Source organism: Paenibacillus spiritus, from assembly GCF_008710135.1.
GTDB lineage: Bacteria > Bacillota > Bacilli > Paenibacillales > Paenibacillaceae > Paenibacillus_AQ > Paenibacillus_AQ glufosinatiresistens.
Genome location: NZ_VYKK01000005.1, coordinates 367,748 through 385,810 on the forward strand (window position 1 = coordinate 367,748; position 18,063 = coordinate 385,810).

Genomic DNA, 18,063 nt, shown 5'->3' on the forward strand with positions numbered 1-18,063 from the left:
GAGCGGAAGCTGCCTATTTTACGTGAAATGAGTGATGATTCGTGAGGAGGATCGGGCCGAGACGGCTGGCGGCGGGACTAATGCTGATTCTGCTGCTGCCGGGCTGCAATTATATCAACGATCCGGTGTCCATGATGAAATCTCCCGCACTCCCGCAGGACAAGGCGACGCTGATGACCGCCATCAACGCGCTGAAACCGGCCGGTTCGGTGCTGATTCGTCCGACGAACGACGACGACAGCTCCATTCGCACCGAGGATCTCAACAAAGACGGCATACCGGAGACGCTGGTGTTCTATGAGACACCCGGCGAAGCGGTGCAGATCCACGGCATGATTCTGGAGAAGCAGAAGAACGCCTGGGTTCGGAAGCTGTCTTTTGACGGGGAAGGCACGGTGCTGGAGACGGTGGAGATCCGCGATGTGACCGGCGACGGCCGTCCCGAGATCATTGCCGGCTATTCCCGGGGAGACGAGGGGCTGCAGAAGGGGCTTGTCATCTACAGTTATTCGGGCGGACCGCTGGAAGAGCTGCTGTCGCTGTCCTATACCCGTTATGTCATCGACGACCTGAACGGGGACGGCAAGCCCGATATTTCCGTGGTCTCGCTGAAACGCAATGAAGCGGCGACGCTTACGGCGTACCAGTTCGACGACGGATTCAAGGAGCTGGACCGGCTCGATAACCTGGACCCGTACATCAACAACTATTACAACGTCATCGCGGGCCGGGTAGCCGAAGGCAAGGAGGGCATTGTGCTGGATGCGGCGGTTAACTCGCATTCCGCTTACAGCTATCTGGTGGTGATGGAGAACAACCGCTTCCGCATCGCGCTGCCGGGCGATGACCGCACCTTCAAAGACAGCCGGATTCCAAGCACGGATATCGACGGCGACGGCATCATCGAGATCGGTCTGCTGGAGCGGCCGGCGGGCTGGGAGTTTTTTGACACGGCATCCGTTCCCTGGTTCACCTCCTACTACAAGTGGGACGGCAAGGAAGGGCTGGATTTCACGCTCCAGCAGTACCGCGATCCGTCCAATCGGTTCTTCATGAATTTCCCGCCGGAGTGGCACGGCAAAGTAACGGTGGATACAAAATCGGTGCAGAACGAATATTTGAAGTTCATCATGCAGGAGACCGGCGAGACGGTAGCCGAAATTTCGTTCTTCTCGCCCCAGGAGTGGGAGCGGGCGAAGAACAGCGGCGGCTGGGAGCTCTGGGGAAGAGACCAGGACCGGATCATCGGTTATCGGGGCAAGCTGGAACAGAACACGGCAGGAGGAAGAACGGGCGCTTCGGGCGCCGCCGCGGAGAGGAAGGGTATGGATGAGTAAAGTGTTGATTCTGGAGGATGAAGAGTCCATCCGCAGTTTTATCGTCATCAATTTGAAGCGCAACGGCTTTGAGGTGCTGGAAGCGGGAGACGGGAATGAAGCGCTCCGGATTCTGACCAGCGTTCCGGATATCGACATTGCGCTTCTGGATGTTATGGTGCCGGGGATAGACGGCTTTGAAGTATGCCGGAGAATACGCGAGAAGAACGAGCGGCTCGGCATTATTTTCCTGACCGCCAAAGTACAGGAGCAGGACAAGGTATACGCCCTTTCGGTAGGCGCCGACGACCATGTCAGCAAGCCGTTCAGCCCGACGGAGCTAATTGCCCGCATCCAGTCGCTGCTCCGCCGGGTCAACGTCCACCGGGAACCGGCGGCCAAAGTCTCCTTCGAGTCGGGACCGTTCACGCTGGACCTGATCTCCAAGCAGTTCAAGCGGCGCGGAGAGATCATTGAGCTGACGCCAACCGAGTTCTCGCTGGTTCAGTTCTTCCTGGAGAAGGAGAACACGCCGCTCAGCCGCGATGTGCTCCTGGATCATGTCTGGGGCAAAGAATACATGGGCGATCCGAAGATCGTGGACGTCAACATCCGCCGGCTGCGGCAAAAAATCGAGAGCAACCCGTCTGAACCGGAGTACCTGCAGACGGTATGGGGGCACGGCTACAAGTGGAAAGGCCAGGGACAATAATGAAGAAGGGGATGCGCAGACAGATCGTCCTGCACTATATTCTGGTCGTGTTCCTGGCGCTTCTCCTCGTGGAAGTTATTTTTCTGCTGGCCATCCGGACTTATTATTACGACAGCGTCTACAACAGTATTACGACGCATATCAGCGCAGCGGAGGAGTTCTACCAGAAATACCAGCTGACGAACGAGAATTCCCCGTTCGCGCTGGAAGAGCTGCTCGACAGCTTCGAGCTGAGCAATACGGAGCTTCAGGTGCTGACGCTCGACGGCAAAATGATTACCAATTCAACCGGCTTTCAGCCGGACCGGACGATTACGACGAGCGACGTTCCGGAGGCGGTGGGCGGCAGCATCGGCCGCTGGGTCGGCCGGCAGCCGGGTACCAACGAGAACGTGATGGCCGTCTCCAAAGTTCTCCAGATCGGCGGGCGGGACGCCTATGTGCTCCGCTACCTGACCTCGGTTGAAGGCATTAACAGCAACCTCTTCAACGTCACCCTGCTGGCCATCGGGATCGGGGGCGCGGTGATGGCCGTAGTCGCCTCCTTCAGCTTCGGGCTGGCGAATTCCATCGTTAAGCCGCTGAACAATATTACGGCGGTCTCGGCCCAGATGGCGAAGGGTAAATTCGACGTCCGGATCAAGGGGAACTACCGCTACGAAATTGCAGATCTGGCCTCGACGCTGAATTACATGGCGCAGGAGATCGTCCGCAGCAACCAGATCAAAGATGACTTCATTTCTTCCATCTCGCACGAGCTGCGCACGCCGCTGACCAGCATCAAGGGCTGGAGCGAGACGCTGATCTCAGGCGGATATGATCCGGAAGAGACGAAGCTCGGCGTCGGCATTATCTCCAAGGAGAGCAACCGGCTGATCGGGCTGGTGGAGGAGCTGCTCGACTTCTCGAAGCTTCAGCAGAACGAAATGCGGCTCTCGATGGGGGCGGTCGGCATCAAGGAACTGCTGCAGGAGATTGTGCTGAACGTCTGGGCCAAGGCGGAGAAGAAGCAGATCCGGCTCGTGCTCGATGCCGAGGAAGGACTGGTGGTCTACGGAGACGCCAACCGGCTGAAGCAGGTCTTCCTGAATATCGCCGACAATGCCATCAAGTTCTCGCATGAAGGCTCGGATATTATGATTCATGCCTACCGGCTCTTTGAGGATCAGGTCGAGGTGGTCGTCAGCGACACCGGAATCGGGATCAGCGAAGAACATCTTGCCCGGGTGAAGGACCGCTTCTTCCAGGTCGATTCCCTCAACGGCGGCACGGGTCTGGGGCTCGCGATCAGCCAGCAGATTATCGAGCTGCACGGAGGGCTTCTGGAGATGGAGAGCGAACTTGGCCAAGGCACGCGGGTACGCGTTCAGCTCATGCTGGCGGACGCCGCCTCCGGCACGATTAACACCGAAGAGAAGATGGAGGGGACGGAATGAGCCGAAATGACAGCGAAGAGAGGGCGCCGGGGAAGAACGGACCGGGCATCGTCATCCGGCAGGCCGGACCCGAGCGTGCCCGTGAGGTGCTGGAGCTGCTGCGCGGCGCGGCGGAATGGATGAGAGAGAACGGGCTGACGCAGTGGAAGCCCGAACAGTTCACAGAAGCGGGCGTAGCGTCGTATTTCGCGGAGCGTGAAGTGTATGTAGCCGAGGATGAAGGCAAGGCGGCCGGAGTCTTCACCCTGCAATTCAGCGATCCGGAATACTGGGGCCGGCGCAACGACCCGAGATATGCTTATCTGCATCGTCTGGCCGTGGGACAGGCTTACCGGGGCGGAGGGCTGGGCGCGGCCATGCTTCAATACGCCGCCGATCTGGCCCGCCACCGCGGCTGCTTGGGGCTGCGCCTGGATACTGTAGCGAACAATGTCAAGCTGAACCGATATTATCAGACCCGGGGCTTCCGGCTGATGGGAATGAACGAGATAAGCGGCGGCAAGAAGGTCAACCTGTATGAACGGCTGCCGGAGCAGGCCGGTGCGAACGGCATCGGGGTCCGCTTTTTTGCCCCGGATGATTTTGAGGCCTTCACCCGATGGACCGAGCCTCCCGAATTTCTCAAGCAATGGGCCGGTCCCTGCTTTCAACATCCGGTAACGGCATCTGCCTTGAGCGCCTATCTGGAAGGAGCGAATCATACGGTTGAATCCGACAAGCTGGTCTTCAGCGTCTTCCTCCGGCAGACGGGGGAGACGGTCGGACACTTCCGCCTGGCGGCAATCGACCGCGACAACGGTTCGGCCCGCATCGGAACGGTCGTGATGGATGAAGCCTGCCGGGGACGCGGCATCGGCCGCCGGATCATCGCGGAGGCGCAGCGGATCGGCTTTGAGGTGCTGGAACTGCACCGGCTCTCGCTGGGCGTCTTCGACTTCAACCGGCAGGCCAGGGCGACCTATGAAGCCGCCGGGTTCCGGACCGAGGGATGCCAGCGCGAAGCCGCATTGTTCGGAGAGTCCTACGTCGATCTGATTGAGATGGGCATTCTGGACCGGGAATGGAAAGAACGCTCGGAGAACAATTAGCATCGGAAAGACAGACAGCATAAAGAAGGGCGACCCCTTATCAGGGATCGCCCTTTGTTTATACCTAAGAATGCTTAAGAATACTAATGAGAAGAGAATAGCGGGGCTGCGGGTAAGGTCAGCCGAATCAGGAGGGAAGCCCTTCCGCCCGGAGACGTCCGGTCTTCTCGTAGACTTCCTGCAGCAGGCGTGCCGGCTGGGTGCGGATGACCGGTTTTGCGGCCACTACTTCCTGCGGGCCAACGACCACGATCTTGCCGACGCTGCCCTTGATTACCGCGCCCTCCTTCACTAGTGCGCCTTCTCCGATGATAGCGTTCTCGACGACGGCTCCGCGTCCGACGTGGGCTCCGGGCATGATGACGCTGTTCTTGATAAGCGCCGACTTGCCGATTTCGGCTCCGGCGAACACTACCGAGCGCTGAACGAATCCGGTCTCGGTTACCGCATAGTCGCTCACGAGGCTGTCCGGGAAGGTGGGGCGAAGCCGCGGCTTCGCCGATGCATACGAGCCTGCGCCAAAACGGCTGTACATCGGCCAGCGGGCGTTGTCCAGTCGGAAGCCTCCGTCTTCACGCAGCAGGTCCATATGGGCATCCCACAGGCTCTCGACGGTGCCGACATCTCTCCAATAACCTTTGAACCGGTAGGCGAAGAGCGGGTCCTGGCTGTTCAGCATTGCCGGGATGACGTCTTTGCCAAAGTCGTGGCTGGAGTCGGGATTGGCAGCGTCGCGAAGCAGGTGTCCGCGCAGATAATCCCAGCGGAAGAGATAAATGCCCATGGAAGCGAGATTGCTCTTGGGCTGCTTCGGCTTCTCCACAAATTCGGAGATGCGCAGGCTGTCGTCGACATTCATCACACCGAAGCGGCTGGCTTCGTCCCACGGCACCTCCATGACGGAGATGGTCGCCTGGGCGCCTTTTTCCATATGATAATTCAGCATTTGCCGATAATTCATGTGATAGATATGATCCCCCGAAAGAATCAGGACATTCTCGGGAGCGTGGCGGTCGATAAATTCAATGTTCTTATAAATGGCATCAGCCGTGCCTGTGTAGGTATTGTCGCCTGATGGCAGAAGTTGAACCCCTCCGTCCGGTCTGTTCTGCAGACCCCAGGGTTCGCCTTGGCCGATATGGTTATGAAGGGATTCTGCTTCATATTGGGTTAGTACCCCGACCGTATCAATCGCCGAATTAACACAATTGCTGAGGGGGAAGTCGATTATTCGGTATTGTCCGCCGAACGGGACGGCCGGTTTGGCCATCACAGAAGTAAGCGGCGCAAGACGACGGCCTTCTCCTCCCGCCAGCAGCATGGCTATGCAATCTTTTTTACTCATAAAATGTCCCCTCCAAAAGTGTGTAATTGCCAATGTGTTGTCAATGCTTGTTATTTAAACGAACAGTCTGTGAATGAAACGTGAATTTGAAGTGTGAATGAAATATACTCCGAATTTTTTAGGAAAATTACACGAAATAATGAGTGGACGCCATTTTTCTTTCTTGCGATTTTCAAACCCTTGGAATTGGGGTAATGTTAATAATGAATACTGTCCAAAAACATCTCATCGACCTTGGACTTCCGGCCTATCTCCAATAACGCACAAAAAGGTGGTAATCAATTGGAAGAGCGAATGAAGACAAACGGTTCGCCGACTTCGGAGGATGTGTATCTGTTTCATGAAGGCACCCATTACCGCAGTTACCGCTTTATGGGCGCGCATCCCGCAGTTGAAGACGGCGTTGCCGGGTTCCGTTTCACCGTCTGGGCTCCCCATGCGCTGTATGTAGGACTGGCTTGCGACCGCAACGGCTGGGATGGAAGCCGCGAAGAGGACTCGCTATATAAGATACCCGATTCGGGAATTTGGAGTCGGTTTTTCCCGGGAATCGAAGAGGGAACCATTTACAAATACAGAATGGTCGGGCAGGACGGAAGCAGCTTCCTGAAAGCCGATCCTTACGCCTTCTCCGCTGAAGTCCGTCCGGCTACGGCCTCCGTGGTCCGCCGCATCGACGGCTACCGTTGGGGCGATTCGGCCTGGCGGCGCCGCAACGCATCGCCCTATGCCAAGCCGGTCAATATTTATGAGATGCACCTCGGCACGTGGCGGCAGAAGGAGAATGGAGACCTGTACAGCTATACCGAGCTGGCGGAGATGCTTGTCCCTTATCTGCTGGAAATGGGATATAATTACGTAGAATTCATGCCGCTTGCCGAACACCCGTATGATCTGTCATGGGGGTACCAGGGAACGGGATATTATACGCCGACCAGCCGATACGGAGAGCCGCGGGAACTCATGCGGCTGATCGATAGTCTGCACCAGAACGGCATCGGCGTAATTCTGGACTGGGTACCTGCGCATTTTGCCCGCGACGCCCACGGTCTGCGTCTGTTCGACGGTTCGCCGGTGTTCGAGTACGCCGACCATCTGAAAGCCGACAAACCGGGCTGGGGAACGCTCTCATTCGATTTCGGCAAGCCCGAAGTCCAATCGTTCCTGATCTCCAACGCTCTGTACTGGTACGAGATGTTCCATATCGACGGCATGCGCGTCGATGCCGTAACCAGCATGCTGCGGCTAGACTTCGAGAAAGGCGAGCATCAGTACCGGCGGAATCAGCACGGCGGGCTTGAGAATCTGGAGGCGATTGCTTTTATCCAGAAGCTCAACAGCGTCGTCTTCGGCGAATACCCGAACGCGCTGATGATGGCGGAAGAATCGAGCGCCTGGCCCGGGGTTACCGCGCCTTCGCATGACGGTGGGCTCGGCTTCAACTACAAATGGAACATGGGCTGGATGAATGATACCTTGTCATACATAGAGAAGGATTTCGGGGCCCGTCCCCATCATCACAACCTGCTGACTTTCCCCATTGTCTATGCCTATTCCGAGAATTATACGCTGCCGCTGTCGCATGACGAAGTGGTGCACGGCAAGCGTTCGCTGCTGAACAAGATGCCGGGCTCCTATGAGGAGAAGTTCGCGGGTCTGCGGCTGCTGAAGGCGTATCAGCTCACAAGTCCCGGGAAGAAGCTGATCTTCATGGGCGCGGAGTTCGGACAGTTCATCGAATGGAAGGATCAGGACCAGCTGGATTGGCTGCTGCTCGATTATGAGACTCACCGCCAGGCCCTTGCCTATACGGCGGCGCTGAACCGTTTCTACCTGGGCGAGAAGGCGCTGTGGGAGCAGGACCATACTTGGGAGGGCTATCAGTGGATCAATGCCGAGGACCGCGGGCAGAGTGTGATCTCGTTCATCCGCCGGGGCCGGAGACCTTCCGACGAGCTGGTAGTCGTCATCAACTTCCAGCCGCGCCATTACGAGAAATACCGGATCGGCGTGCCCAAGAGCGGCGTGTATGAAGAAGTATTCGGCTCCGACTGGGCGGAGTTCGGCGGCTCCGGGCTCCGCAACGAACCGATCAAGACAGAGAAGACGGCCTGCAACGAGCAGCTTCAGAGCCTGGAGCTGATGCTGCCGCCGCTTAGCGTGGTCATTCTGAAGAAAAGCGCCCGGCGCGGAAAAGGCGCCGCAGTGAAGAAGACGGCGGCGGATTCCGCCACCGAACAGACCCTGCCCGCCGGCGGCGAGACGACGGCGGCGGCTGCGTCCGAGCAGCCGAAGCGACGTACGCGAAAGGCTGCGACCCAGAAATAAGAAGGCATTCTATTTATCCACGGGGGGACATGAACCATGAAGATCCTGTTTGCTGCTGCGGAAGGCCATCCGTTTATTAAGACAGGCGGGCTGGCCGATGTCATCGGCGCCCTGCCGAAGGCGCTGAGAGCCGCCGGTATGGATGTGCGCGTCATTTTGCCAAAATATAAAGGCATCGCGGAGAAGTACCGCCAGGCCATGCAGCCCGTTGCCGTCACGACCGTTCCGGTCGGCTGGCGCAACCAGTACTGCGGCGTGGAGATGCTGGTGCATGACGGCGTACCGGTCTATTTTATCGACAATGAATATTACTTCGGACGCGACGGAATCTATGGCTACATGGATGACGGCGAACGGTTCTCCTTCTTCAACCGCGCGGTTCTGGAAGTGCTGCCGTCGATTGATTTCCAGCCGGACGTCCTGCACTGCCACGATTGGCACGCTGCCGTTATTCCGATGCTCCTCGAAGGGCACTACCGGCACAATCCGTTCTACAGCGGGATGCGGACGGTGTTCACCATTCACAACCTGCTGTATCAAGGGGTATTTCCGTATGAGGTGCTGGGCAACCTGCTGGGGCTGGACAGCCGCTACTTCAACGGGGTGGAATACTACGGCAATGTCAACTTCATGAAAGGCGGGATCGTCTTCAGCGACTGGATCACGACGGTAAGCCCGACTTACGCCGACGAGATCCGCACCTCCCATTATGGTTACGGACTGGACGGACTGCTCAATGCCCGTGCGGATCGGCTGAGCGGCATTGTGAACGGCATCGACACGAAGATGTACAACCCGCAGTCCGACAGCCAGATCTATGTCAAATACCGCAATAACCTGGCCAAGAAGACCGAGAACAAACTCGGGCTTCAGCAGGAACTGGGCCTGCCCATTGCGCCGCATATTCCGCTGATCGGCATGGTAACCCGGCTGGTCGATTCCAAGGGACTGGACCTGGTGACCCGGATTCTGGATGAGCTGCTGTACTTCGATACGCTTCAGTTCGTCATCCTCGGGACCGGAGACGAGCATTATGAGCGCTGGTTCCGGGAGGCGGCGTGGCGGTACCCGACGAAGCTCTCTTCCCAGATTACGTTCAGCGATGCCCTCTCCCGCAAAATCTACGCCGGCAGCGATCTCTTCCTGATGCCGTCGAAATTTGAGCCCTGCGGCATCAGCCAGCTGCTTGCCCTGCGGTATGGCAGCATTCCAATCGTGCGGGAGACCGGCGGCCTGAATGATACGGTGCATTCATACAACGAATTCACCGGGGAAGGCAACGGATTCACCTTCCACGACTACAACGCCCATGACATGATGTACACCATCCGGCGCGCGGCATCGTTCTATGCCCAACCGGAGCATTGGAAGAAAGTGACCCGCAACGCATTCGCCGGCGATTACAGCTGGGGCGTCTCGGCGCAGCAGTACATCGACATTTACGATCACATTACAGGCCGGACGGAGACATCGCTTGCGGCGGAGGAGCCGGAAGCTCCTGATGCTGCGGTCGTTCCGCAGCCGGAACAGGAAGTGCCGGGCGAGATCTAGGTGCCTCGCTAATGAGGTACACCATAACGCATATAAGAAAGCGGTCCTCCGCCGGATTTCCGGCAGCGGACCGCTTCTTTGTTGCTCTGGCAGACGGAGAAGAGACGAAGGGAGAAGCAGCCGCCGTCAGGCGTTCTGCACCTCTCGGTGCAGAATGCGGAAGCCGAACGGCTCAAGCGTGACGGACAGCCCGTCTTCGCCGCCTGCGACTTCCTCCCCGGAGAAGGCGTCCTTCCAGCCTTCGGCGAGGTCCGGCAGCGACAGCGTCTGTTCCTCGTCGGAATTATTCATCCAGATCAGGAATTGCTCGTTCCCCTCGGAACGTTCGTAGACGAAGCAGGGAGTGTCGGCGCAGGCCTGATGAATCCGGTAGCGGGAACTGCGCAGCGCAGGGTGTTCCCGGCGGAGGCGAATGACCATACGATAGAAATCATGGAGATCGCGGTCCTGCTTCTCCGGGTCCCATTCCATGCACTGGCGGCAGTCCGGATCGCCTTCGCCCTCAAGGCCGATCTCATCGCCGTAGAAGAGACAAGGCGTGCCGATGAACGTCATCAGGAACGTGACGGCCAGCTTCATCTTCCGCTTGTCACCTCCGAGACGGGTCAGAAGGCGCGGCGTATCGTGGCTGCAGAGCAGGTTGAAGATCACTTCATTCGTCTGCTGCGGATAGCGCATCAGCAGAGCTCCGATTTTGTTGCTGAAGTCAAGGCTGTTCATCTCGCCGTTGAAGTAGGACAGTACGGTATCCGAGAACGGATAGTTCATGACGGAATCGAACTGGTCGCCGGTCAGCCAGGTCAGGGAGTCACTCCAGACTTCGCCGATAATATAAGCCTCCGGATTAATCGACTTGACGACGTTGCGGAAATCCCGCCAGAACGCGTGGTCGATCTCGTTGGCCACATCCAGACGCCAGCCGTCGATCCCCACTTCTTTGATCCAGTATTCGGCCACTTCCAGCAAATAGTTCTTCACATCGGGATGCGCCGTGTTGAATTTCGGCATTTCTTCGAAGAAGCCGAACGTGTCGTAGCTCGGAATGCCGTCTTTGACCTCGACCGGGAAGGAACGAACATGGAACCAGTCCTGGTAGACGGATGCTTCGCCATTCTCCCGGACATCCTTAAAGGCAGGGAATTCCGTACTGCAATGATTGAACACTGCATCGAGAACCACGCGGATGCCCCGGTCGTGACAGGCGCCGATCAGCTTTTTGAGCAGTTCCGTATCTCCGAAATGCGGATCGATCTTCTTGTAGTCCACGATATCGTATTTGTGGTTGGACGGAGACTCGAAGATCGGCGTAAAATAAATGGCGTTCACGCCCAGGTCTTCCAGGTAATCCAGATGGTCGATTACGCCTTGAAGGTCCCCGCCGAAGAAATTCTCGCGCGTCGGGACGCCGCCCCAGTCTTCGGTTCCTTCGGGATCGTTGGAAGGATCGCCGTTCGCGAACCGCTCCGGCATAATCTGCATAAAGACAGCTTCCTTGGCCCATTGGGGCACCTTGAACAGATCGACATCGTGGATATAGGCGAATTCATAGTAACTGCCCGAAGGTTCAGGGAACTCCTCGACAATGCCCCGGTCGGTCATATAAAGGGTCTCCTCCTCCGACTCTAACCGGAATATGTAGGACATCCGGCGGTAGAAGGGAGAAACGGCGGCTTCCCAATAATCGAACAGTTCGTCCGAAGTCACAATCTCAAGGGCGGTCTCATCGTGGAACCGGTCCCAGTCATACTTGTCGCCCCACTGCGCCACGACGCGGCTGACGTCGCCGCGCTTGGTCCGCACACGCAGCCGCACGGTTTCGGTATCGTAGGCATAGGCCCATTTATAGCCGGGAATATGGTACAAAGCTTCTTTCTGCATGAGAGCACCTCCATGAATTCTGGTAGTTCTGTCCCATAATACCCTTGTTGTTTGTCCGCTGAAACCAAAGCTTGTCTTTTGCGAAAAAACTCTTTGCATATTCATGCGTCGTCGTTTATAATAAATCGGTCTGAAAATTCCGTTTATTAATTCACATAAGGTCAATTCATGCATGCAGAACAGGAGAGAGAATACGATGAACAAGTGGATCAAAGGTTCGATGGGGATGATTCTGGCAGCGGCACTGCTGTCCGGATGCGGTCAGAACAATAATAATGAGAAGGGGGGCGCCTCCGCTTCGGCTCAGCCTTCTTCGGGCAGCGAGGCGTCCGGCAAGACGCTGACGCTGGGCACGAGCGCCGATTACCCGCCTTATGAATTCCATAAAGTCGTCGACGGCAAGGATACGATTGTCGGCTTTGATATCGAGATTGCGAAGGATATTGCGGAAGATATGGGAGCGAAGCTGGAAGTGAAGGATCTTCCGTTCGAATCGCTGCTGAACGAGCTGGCCAGCGGCCGTGTGGATATGGTAATCTCCGGTCTCAGCCCGACTCCGGAGCGCGCCAAGGCAGTGGATCTGTCCGACATCTACTACAAGGCAGAGCAGGCGGTTGTTGTCCGCGAAGAGGACAAGGACAAGTTCGCTACGATGGATGCGCTGAAAGGCGCGAAGCTCGGCGTCCAGACGGGATCAATTCAGCAGGATATCGCCAAAGGCATCGAAGGCGCGAAGCTGACCTCGCTCGGCAAAATTTCCGAAATCGTGCTTCAGCTGCAATCGGGCCGGGTAGACGCTTCCATTATGGAAGGGCCGGTCGCGAAATCGTTCGTCCAGAATGTGAAGGGCCTGGCCATCGCCGACGCCAAGCCGCCGGTTGAGGATGACGGCTATGTCATCGGAGTGAAGAAGGGCAACAAGGAACTGCTGGATTCCGTCAATCAGACCATCGCCCGTCTGTCCAAGGACGGGAAGATTGACCAGTATGTGACCGAAGCCAACGAGCTTGCCGAGAGCAAATAAGAAGCGCTCCAAGCCTACTTCTCAGAAAATGGCGGTACTTACCCGCCGTTTTCTGTTTTTTTGATTAGAAGAGAGGAAGTGAAGAAGGAATGAGCTTGATGGATATTCCGATCCTCCGGATGGCCTATGATTACCGCGATTTTTTCCTGACAGGCATCAAATATACGCTGCTGCTCTCGGTAATCGGCGTCTTCTGCGGTTTTGTACTTGGAATTATTGTGGCGCTGATGCGGATGTCGCCTTGGCGGGTGCTTCGCTGGATTGCAACGCTGTGGGTAGAGTTTCTGCGGGGTACCCCGATGTTGGTGCAGCTCTTCCTGATCCATTACGGTCTGACCAAGTACGGGATTGAATTCACGGCCGTACAGTCCGGCGCGATCACGCTGTCGATCAACAGCTCGGCCTATCTGGCGGAGACGTTCCGGGCCGGCATTCAAGGCGTTGACCGCGGCCAGTCGGAGGCGGCGCGCTCGCTCGGCATGCGCCCCGCGATGACCTTCCGCTACATTGTGCTTCCCCAGGCGATCAAAGCGGTGCTGCCGGCCATCGGCAACGAATTCATTACGATTATCAAGGAATCTTCCATTGTATCCATGATCGGCGTCTACGATTTGATGTTCCAGTCGCGTTCGATTACGACCATTACGTATGAGCCGATGAACCCGCTGATTATCGCGGCGCTGCTGTATTTCATCCTGACCTTTACACTGTCCCGTCTGCTGGGCCGTTTTGAAAGGAGGTTGAACGCGAGTGATAACCGTTAAGAATCTGCACAAAAGCTATGGCAAGCTTGATATTCTGAAGGGCATTGATCTGGAGATCCGCAAGGGAGAGGTCGTCGTTGTCATCGGACCGAGCGGTTCCGGCAAAAGCACTTTCCTGCGCTGCCTCAATCTGCTGGAACAGCCGACCGACGGCGTGATCGAATTCGAAGGCGAATCCATCACGGACCGCAAGCACAATATCAATGCCACCCGCGAGAAGATGGGAATGGTATTTCAGCAGTTCAATCTGTTCCCGCACAAGAACGTGCTCCGGAATATTACGCTTGCGCCGATCAAGGTGAAGAAGCAGAAGCCGGAAGAGGCGGAGGCCATTGCGGTCGATCTGCTTCGGACGGTAGGACTTGAGGACAAGAAGAGCGCCTATCCGTCGCAGCTTTCCGGAGGACAGAAGCAGCGCATTGCCATTGCGCGCGCGCTGGCGATGCAGCCTCACGTGATGCTCTTCGACGAGCCGACATCGGCGCTGGACCCGGAGATGGTCGGCGAGGTTCTGGAAGTCATGAAGAATCTGGCGGAGCAGGGAATGACCATGGTTATCGTCACCCATGAGATGGGCTTTGCCCGGGAAGTGGGCGACCGCATTCTGTTCATGGACGGCGGAAATATCGTGGAGGAGGGAACGCCGGAGGAAGTGTTCGGCAGCCCGAAACATCCGAGGACCCAGGACTTCCTCAGTAAGGTGCTCTAAAGACACAATCGGCCGCGGGGCAAGCCCGCGGCCGATTTTTGTAGGAGGCGGTCCGGTTAAATTTGCCGGTCCGGTGTAAAATGGTAGTAGACCCTGTCCATCCTGACAAGCAAAGGAGCACCGTCCTATGAGCGACAACTTGAAGCGAATCGGCATTATAGACATCGGGTCCAACTCGATCCGTCTGGTCATCTACGATACTACGGAGGAAGGCGGCTACCGCATTGTGAAGGAATGCAAGTATTCCGCCCGCCTGAGCGAGAAGATTACCGCCGAAGGGCGGCTGGAGCTGGAGCGGTTGGAGCCCATTCTGCCGGTGCTGCGGCAGTTCGTCCGCATCTGCGGCGTATTCGGCGTCGGCCAGATCCGCGCGGGCGCTACGGCAGCGATCCGCAACGCCGCCAATTCCCGGGAGATCATTGCGTTTCTGTCCGAAGAGTCGGGCATCCGGATTGAGCTTATCAGCGGCAGCCAGGAGGCTTATTTCGGCTTTCTGGGCGTCATCAACGCCTTTGACGTGCAGGACGGCTTTGTCATCGACATCGGCGGAGGCAGTACGGAGATCACGCTCTTCCGGGGCAGAGAGTATATCAGCAGCGTCTCGTTCCCGTTCGGAGCGGTCAATATGAATGTGAGATTCGGACAAGGCGGCAACTGGACCGAGGAACAAGTGCGGAAGCTGAAGGCCTATGTCATGGGACGCCTGGTTGAGCATGACTGGCTCAGCACCGGCTCGGGCCTGCCGCTGTACGGCCTCGGCGGAACGCTGCGCACCCTCGGCAAGCTGGATATGAAGCAGCACGATTACTCGCTGCCCAACACGCATGGCTACACACTCTCTACCGAGACCGTGCGGCGGTTCGCGGAGACGCTCCCGGCCATGCCGTACGACAAGCGCAAGGACCTGGAGGGACTGTCCAAGAGCCGCAGCGATATTATTGTATCGGGTGTGGTTATCTTTCATACCGTCTACGAATATCTGGGAGCGACCCGGGCCGTCATCAGCGGAGAAGGCTTGCGGGAAGGCATGCTTCACGATCTGCTTGATCCCGGGCATCCCGTTCGCAAGAGTGCGCTGGAATACAGTCTCGGGACAATTCTCCGGCTGGATGCCGGCGCGTCTTCCGAACACCTGCGCCGTGTGCACGAGCTGGCCCTGGAACTCTACGAGGGGCTGCTCGGAGACGAAGGGACGGATGAGCAGCGGATGCTGCTCTATGTCTCGTCCCTGCTGCACCGGATCGGCTCGAACGTCAACTATTATCAGTCGAAGCGCCATACGCGCTACTGGCTGATGAACGCTCCGGTTCGCGGGCTCAGCCACCGCCAGCTCGTTCTGTGCGCGTTCATCGCCTCCTACAGCACCAAAAGCCGGAAGCAGAAGCTGTCCCTTCTGCATAGAGACATTCTTCTGCCTTCCGACGAGGAATGGATTCACCGGCTGGGCTCGCTGGTCCAGCTCGCGGCCGCGCTCGATGCCGGCGAGACGGGGCAGGTTACCGGGCTAAAGGCCTCACGGCACGGCGCCAGCCTGGATATCAAGCTTCAGACCGAAGAACCTCTGCTTCTGGGTCAGGAAGAGATCGAGAACGCCCTCAAGGCGTTCAGGAATGCCTGGGATCTGAAGGTGAAGCTTGAGGCTCCTTCCATCGGCTGACTTCCATCGCGGCGAACTGGCTCCGGAACGGAGCCTTTTTGTCGTCCGCCCGTTCGTAATATCCGCCGGGCAGCAGGAAGCTGGCCTTGACATTGTCCTGAAGGGACAAGCCGAGAATATTGACGATCTGGCCGCGGATAACCGGGTCCTGCACCGGACACATCAGCTCCACCCGGCGCGTCAGATTCCGGGTCATCCAGTCCGCGCTGGACAGATACACCTCGGGCTTGCCCCCGTTCTCGAAATAGTAGATTCGGGAATGCTCCAGGAAGCGGTCGACAATGCTGCGCACCGTAATCCGCTCGCTGAGCCCGGCGACGCCGGGCCGGAGACAGCAGACGCCCCGCACGATCAAATCAATCGCCACGCCGGCGCCGGCGGCTTCGTAGAGATCGTCGATCACCTGCTGGTTGGACAGGGAATTCATCTTGCCGATGATGCGGGCGGGCCGCCCCGCCGCAGCATGGGAGGCTTCGCGCTGAATCAGCTTCTGCAGCGACAGACTCATGCCGGAGGGAGCGACGATGAAGGCGTTCCAGTCCTTTTGCTCGGAATAGCCGGTGATCTGGTTGAACAGCTCCGAGGCGTCGAGACCGATGTTCTCCCGGGCGGTGAACAGACTCAGGTCTGTATATACCTTGGCGGTGCTGTCGTTGTAGTTCCCGGTTCCGATATGCACATAGCGGCGAAGCTCGGGACCCTCCTGGCGGACGATCAGGGTAATCTTGGCATGCGTCTTGAGTCCGACCAGCCCGTAGACGACATGGCAGCCCGCCTGCTCCAGTTGGCGCGCCCAGGCGATGTTGCGCTCCTCATCGAACCGGGCCTTCAGCTCCACCACAACCGTGACCTGCTTGCCGGATTCGGCCGCTCGGGCAAGGGCGGCGATCAGCGGCGAGTTGCCGCTGACGCGGTAGAGGGTCATCTTGATGGCCATCACCTGGTCGTCCTCGGAAGCCTGCGTTATGAAATCAACCATGGCGTCGAACGATTCGTAGGGGTGATAGACGAGCACATCGCGCTGGCGAAGCACTTCGAAGAAATCCTCATTCTCCGCGAATTCGGCAGGATAGACCGGGTTGACCGGCGGATAGTTCAAATCATGATATCCCTTGAGGCTGTTGGCAAAATGACGCAGAAACCCGAGGTCCAGCGGACCGTCGATTTCGAAGACGAAATCTTCCAGTTCAAACTCTGCCTGAAGCTGTTCCAGCGCATAGGGATGAATGTCTTTCTGGACCTCCAGCCGGGCCGGAATGCCGCGGCGGCGTTTGCGAAGCTCCTTCTCGATCTCTTCCAGCAGATCCTCTGCCCCTTCCTCGTCGATCGACAGGTCGGAATTGCGCGTCAGCCGGAACTCGTTGACCGCAATCGGCCGATAGCCGCTGAACAACGTATGGATATGCCGGCGGATTACTTCCTCAATGAACACGAACTGCCGCTTCTTGCTGTTGGCACGGTGGGGAAGAGGGATCAGGCGTGGCAGGCTTGAAGGAATTTGCAGAATGGCAAAATACGGTTCCGTGCCGTCCTCGGCTTCGTCTTCGCGCTCCAGAAGAACGGCCAGGTAGACATACTGGCTGTGCACGAGCGGGAAGGGACGGCTCTGGTCCACGGCCATCGGGGTAAGTACCGGAAAAATAATATCCTGGTAATAAGTCTCCATGGCAGCTTCCTGCGAATGGCTCAAATCGTCGTAGCGGGTCAGCACGAGCCCTTCTTTCTGAAGTTGTCGGGCGATCTCCCGGTAGGTGCGGTACTGCTCGCCGATCATTTTGCCTACCCGTTTGAACAGGCGCTTATACAGGCCGGACGGCGTGTAGCCGGTAAAATCCTTCTTGGTGTAGCCGGCCCGGATCTGGTCCTGAATGCCTGCGACGCGCACGCTGATGAACTCGTCCAGATTGCTGGAGACAATGCTCAGGAACCGGGCGCGTTCCAACAGCGGATTCTCGGGGTCTTGGGCTTCCTGAAGAACCCGGCGGTTGAATTCAATCCAGCTCAAATCCCGGTTCAGATAGGGAATGGCGGGAGCGGGGGCGGTATTCGGCTTCTTCTTGTCGTCGGCGTTCATGGGGTTCTCCTCCATAAATTCTATAGTATGTAGGCGGCCAAACTCTCATTCTATCAGATTAACCTGCTTCTATTAGTTTACCCGTTTGCGCCACCGGTTTTGTTAACGGAATGTAAAATATATTTAGGTTAACATATTCTTTAATATGTAACCAAAATCTCTTGGCTACAACCTGTGGTTT

The 18,063-nt window shown here is 57.4% G+C and carries 13 protein-coding genes; 10 read left to right on the forward strand and 3 right to left on the reverse strand.

The window, feature by feature from the left end:
• Positions 1-41: 41 nt before the first annotated feature.
• From F4V43_RS06235 to F4V43_RS06250, 4 genes are read left to right on the forward strand one after another with little or no spacing between them, the layout of a single operon-like run.
• Positions 42-1,337: a hypothetical protein gene (locus tag F4V43_RS06235; protein ID WP_191089495.1), complete on the forward strand. Its 1,296-nt coding sequence runs from the start codon at positions 42-44 to the stop codon at positions 1,335-1,337.
• Positions 1,330-2,028, forward strand: a complete 699-nt coding sequence (locus tag F4V43_RS06240) for a response regulator transcription factor (RefSeq protein WP_150457367.1) — start codon at positions 1,330-1,332, stop codon at positions 2,026-2,028. Before F4V43_RS06235 ends, F4V43_RS06240 begins: the two co-directional genes overlap by 8 nt.
• Positions 2,025-3,464, forward strand: a complete 1,440-nt coding sequence (locus F4V43_RS06245; protein ID WP_191089503.1) for a sensor histidine kinase — start codon at positions 2,025-2,027, stop codon at positions 3,462-3,464. Before F4V43_RS06240 ends, F4V43_RS06245 begins: the two co-directional genes overlap by 4 nt.
• Positions 3,461-4,552, forward strand: a complete 1,092-nt coding sequence (locus F4V43_RS06250) for a GNAT family N-acetyltransferase (protein ID WP_150457369.1) — start codon at positions 3,461-3,463, stop codon at positions 4,550-4,552. The genes F4V43_RS06245 and F4V43_RS06250 overlap by 4 nt, the downstream gene beginning before the upstream one ends.
• Positions 4,553-4,679: 127 nt before the next feature.
• On the opposite strand, the gene F4V43_RS06255 is transcribed toward F4V43_RS06250, so the two are convergent.
• Entirely contained in the window at positions 4,680-5,897 is a 1,218-nt protein-coding gene (locus tag F4V43_RS06255; RefSeq protein ID WP_150457370.1) for a glucose-1-phosphate adenylyltransferase, read from the reverse strand.
• A 294-nt stretch (positions 5,898-6,191) separates the two neighbouring features.
• On the opposite strand from F4V43_RS06255, the gene glgB reads away from it, so the two are divergent.
• Both glgB and glgA read left to right on the forward strand, forming a co-directional pair.
• Positions 6,192-8,225: a 1,4-alpha-glucan branching protein GlgB gene (gene glgB / locus F4V43_RS06260; RefSeq protein WP_150457371.1), complete on the forward strand. Its 2,034-nt coding sequence runs from the start codon at positions 6,192-6,194 to the stop codon at positions 8,223-8,225.
• A gap of 36 nt (positions 8,226-8,261) precedes the next feature.
• Positions 8,262-9,776, forward strand: coding sequence for a glycogen synthase GlgA (gene glgA / locus F4V43_RS06265; protein WP_150457372.1), 1,515 nt, complete (start codon positions 8,262-8,264; stop codon positions 9,774-9,776).
• Positions 9,777-9,902: 126 nt separating this feature from the next.
• Here the strand turns inward: glgA and F4V43_RS06270 are convergent, their stop codons facing one another.
• A complete protein-coding gene (locus F4V43_RS06270) occupies positions 9,903-11,654 on the reverse strand; it encodes an alpha-glycosidase (RefSeq protein WP_150457373.1) in 1,752 nt (583 codons plus the stop codon).
• Positions 11,655-11,850: 196 nt separating this feature from the next.
• On the opposite strand from F4V43_RS06270, the gene F4V43_RS06275 reads away from it, so the two are divergent.
• The 4 genes from F4V43_RS06275 to F4V43_RS06290 all read left to right on the forward strand — a co-directional run bounded on the left by F4V43_RS06275 (position 11,851) and on the right by F4V43_RS06290 (position 15,808).
• A complete protein-coding gene (locus tag F4V43_RS06275) occupies positions 11,851-12,678 on the forward strand; it encodes a transporter substrate-binding domain-containing protein (protein WP_150457374.1) in 828 nt (275 codons plus the stop codon).
• An 89-nt stretch (positions 12,679-12,767) separates the two neighbouring features.
• Entirely contained in the window at positions 12,768-13,442 is a 675-nt protein-coding gene (locus F4V43_RS06280; protein ID WP_150457375.1) for an amino acid ABC transporter permease, read from the forward strand.
• On the forward strand, positions 13,429-14,151 hold the full coding sequence (locus tag F4V43_RS06285) for an amino acid ABC transporter ATP-binding protein (protein WP_150457376.1): 723 nt from the start codon (positions 13,429-13,431) through the stop codon (positions 14,149-14,151). Before F4V43_RS06280 ends, F4V43_RS06285 begins: the two co-directional genes overlap by 14 nt.
• 127 nt (positions 14,152-14,278) lie before the next feature.
• Entirely contained in the window at positions 14,279-15,808 is a 1,530-nt protein-coding gene (locus F4V43_RS06290; protein WP_150457377.1) for a Ppx/GppA phosphatase family protein, read from the forward strand.
• Here F4V43_RS06290 and ppk1 read toward each other — a convergent pair.
• Complete coding sequence (gene ppk1 / locus F4V43_RS06295) at positions 15,756-17,882, reverse strand: polyphosphate kinase 1 (RefSeq protein WP_150457378.1); 2,127 nt, start codon at positions 17,880-17,882, stop codon at positions 15,756-15,758. The genes F4V43_RS06290 and ppk1 overlap by 53 nt on opposite strands.
• Between the last annotated feature and the right edge of the window lie 181 nt (positions 17,883-18,063).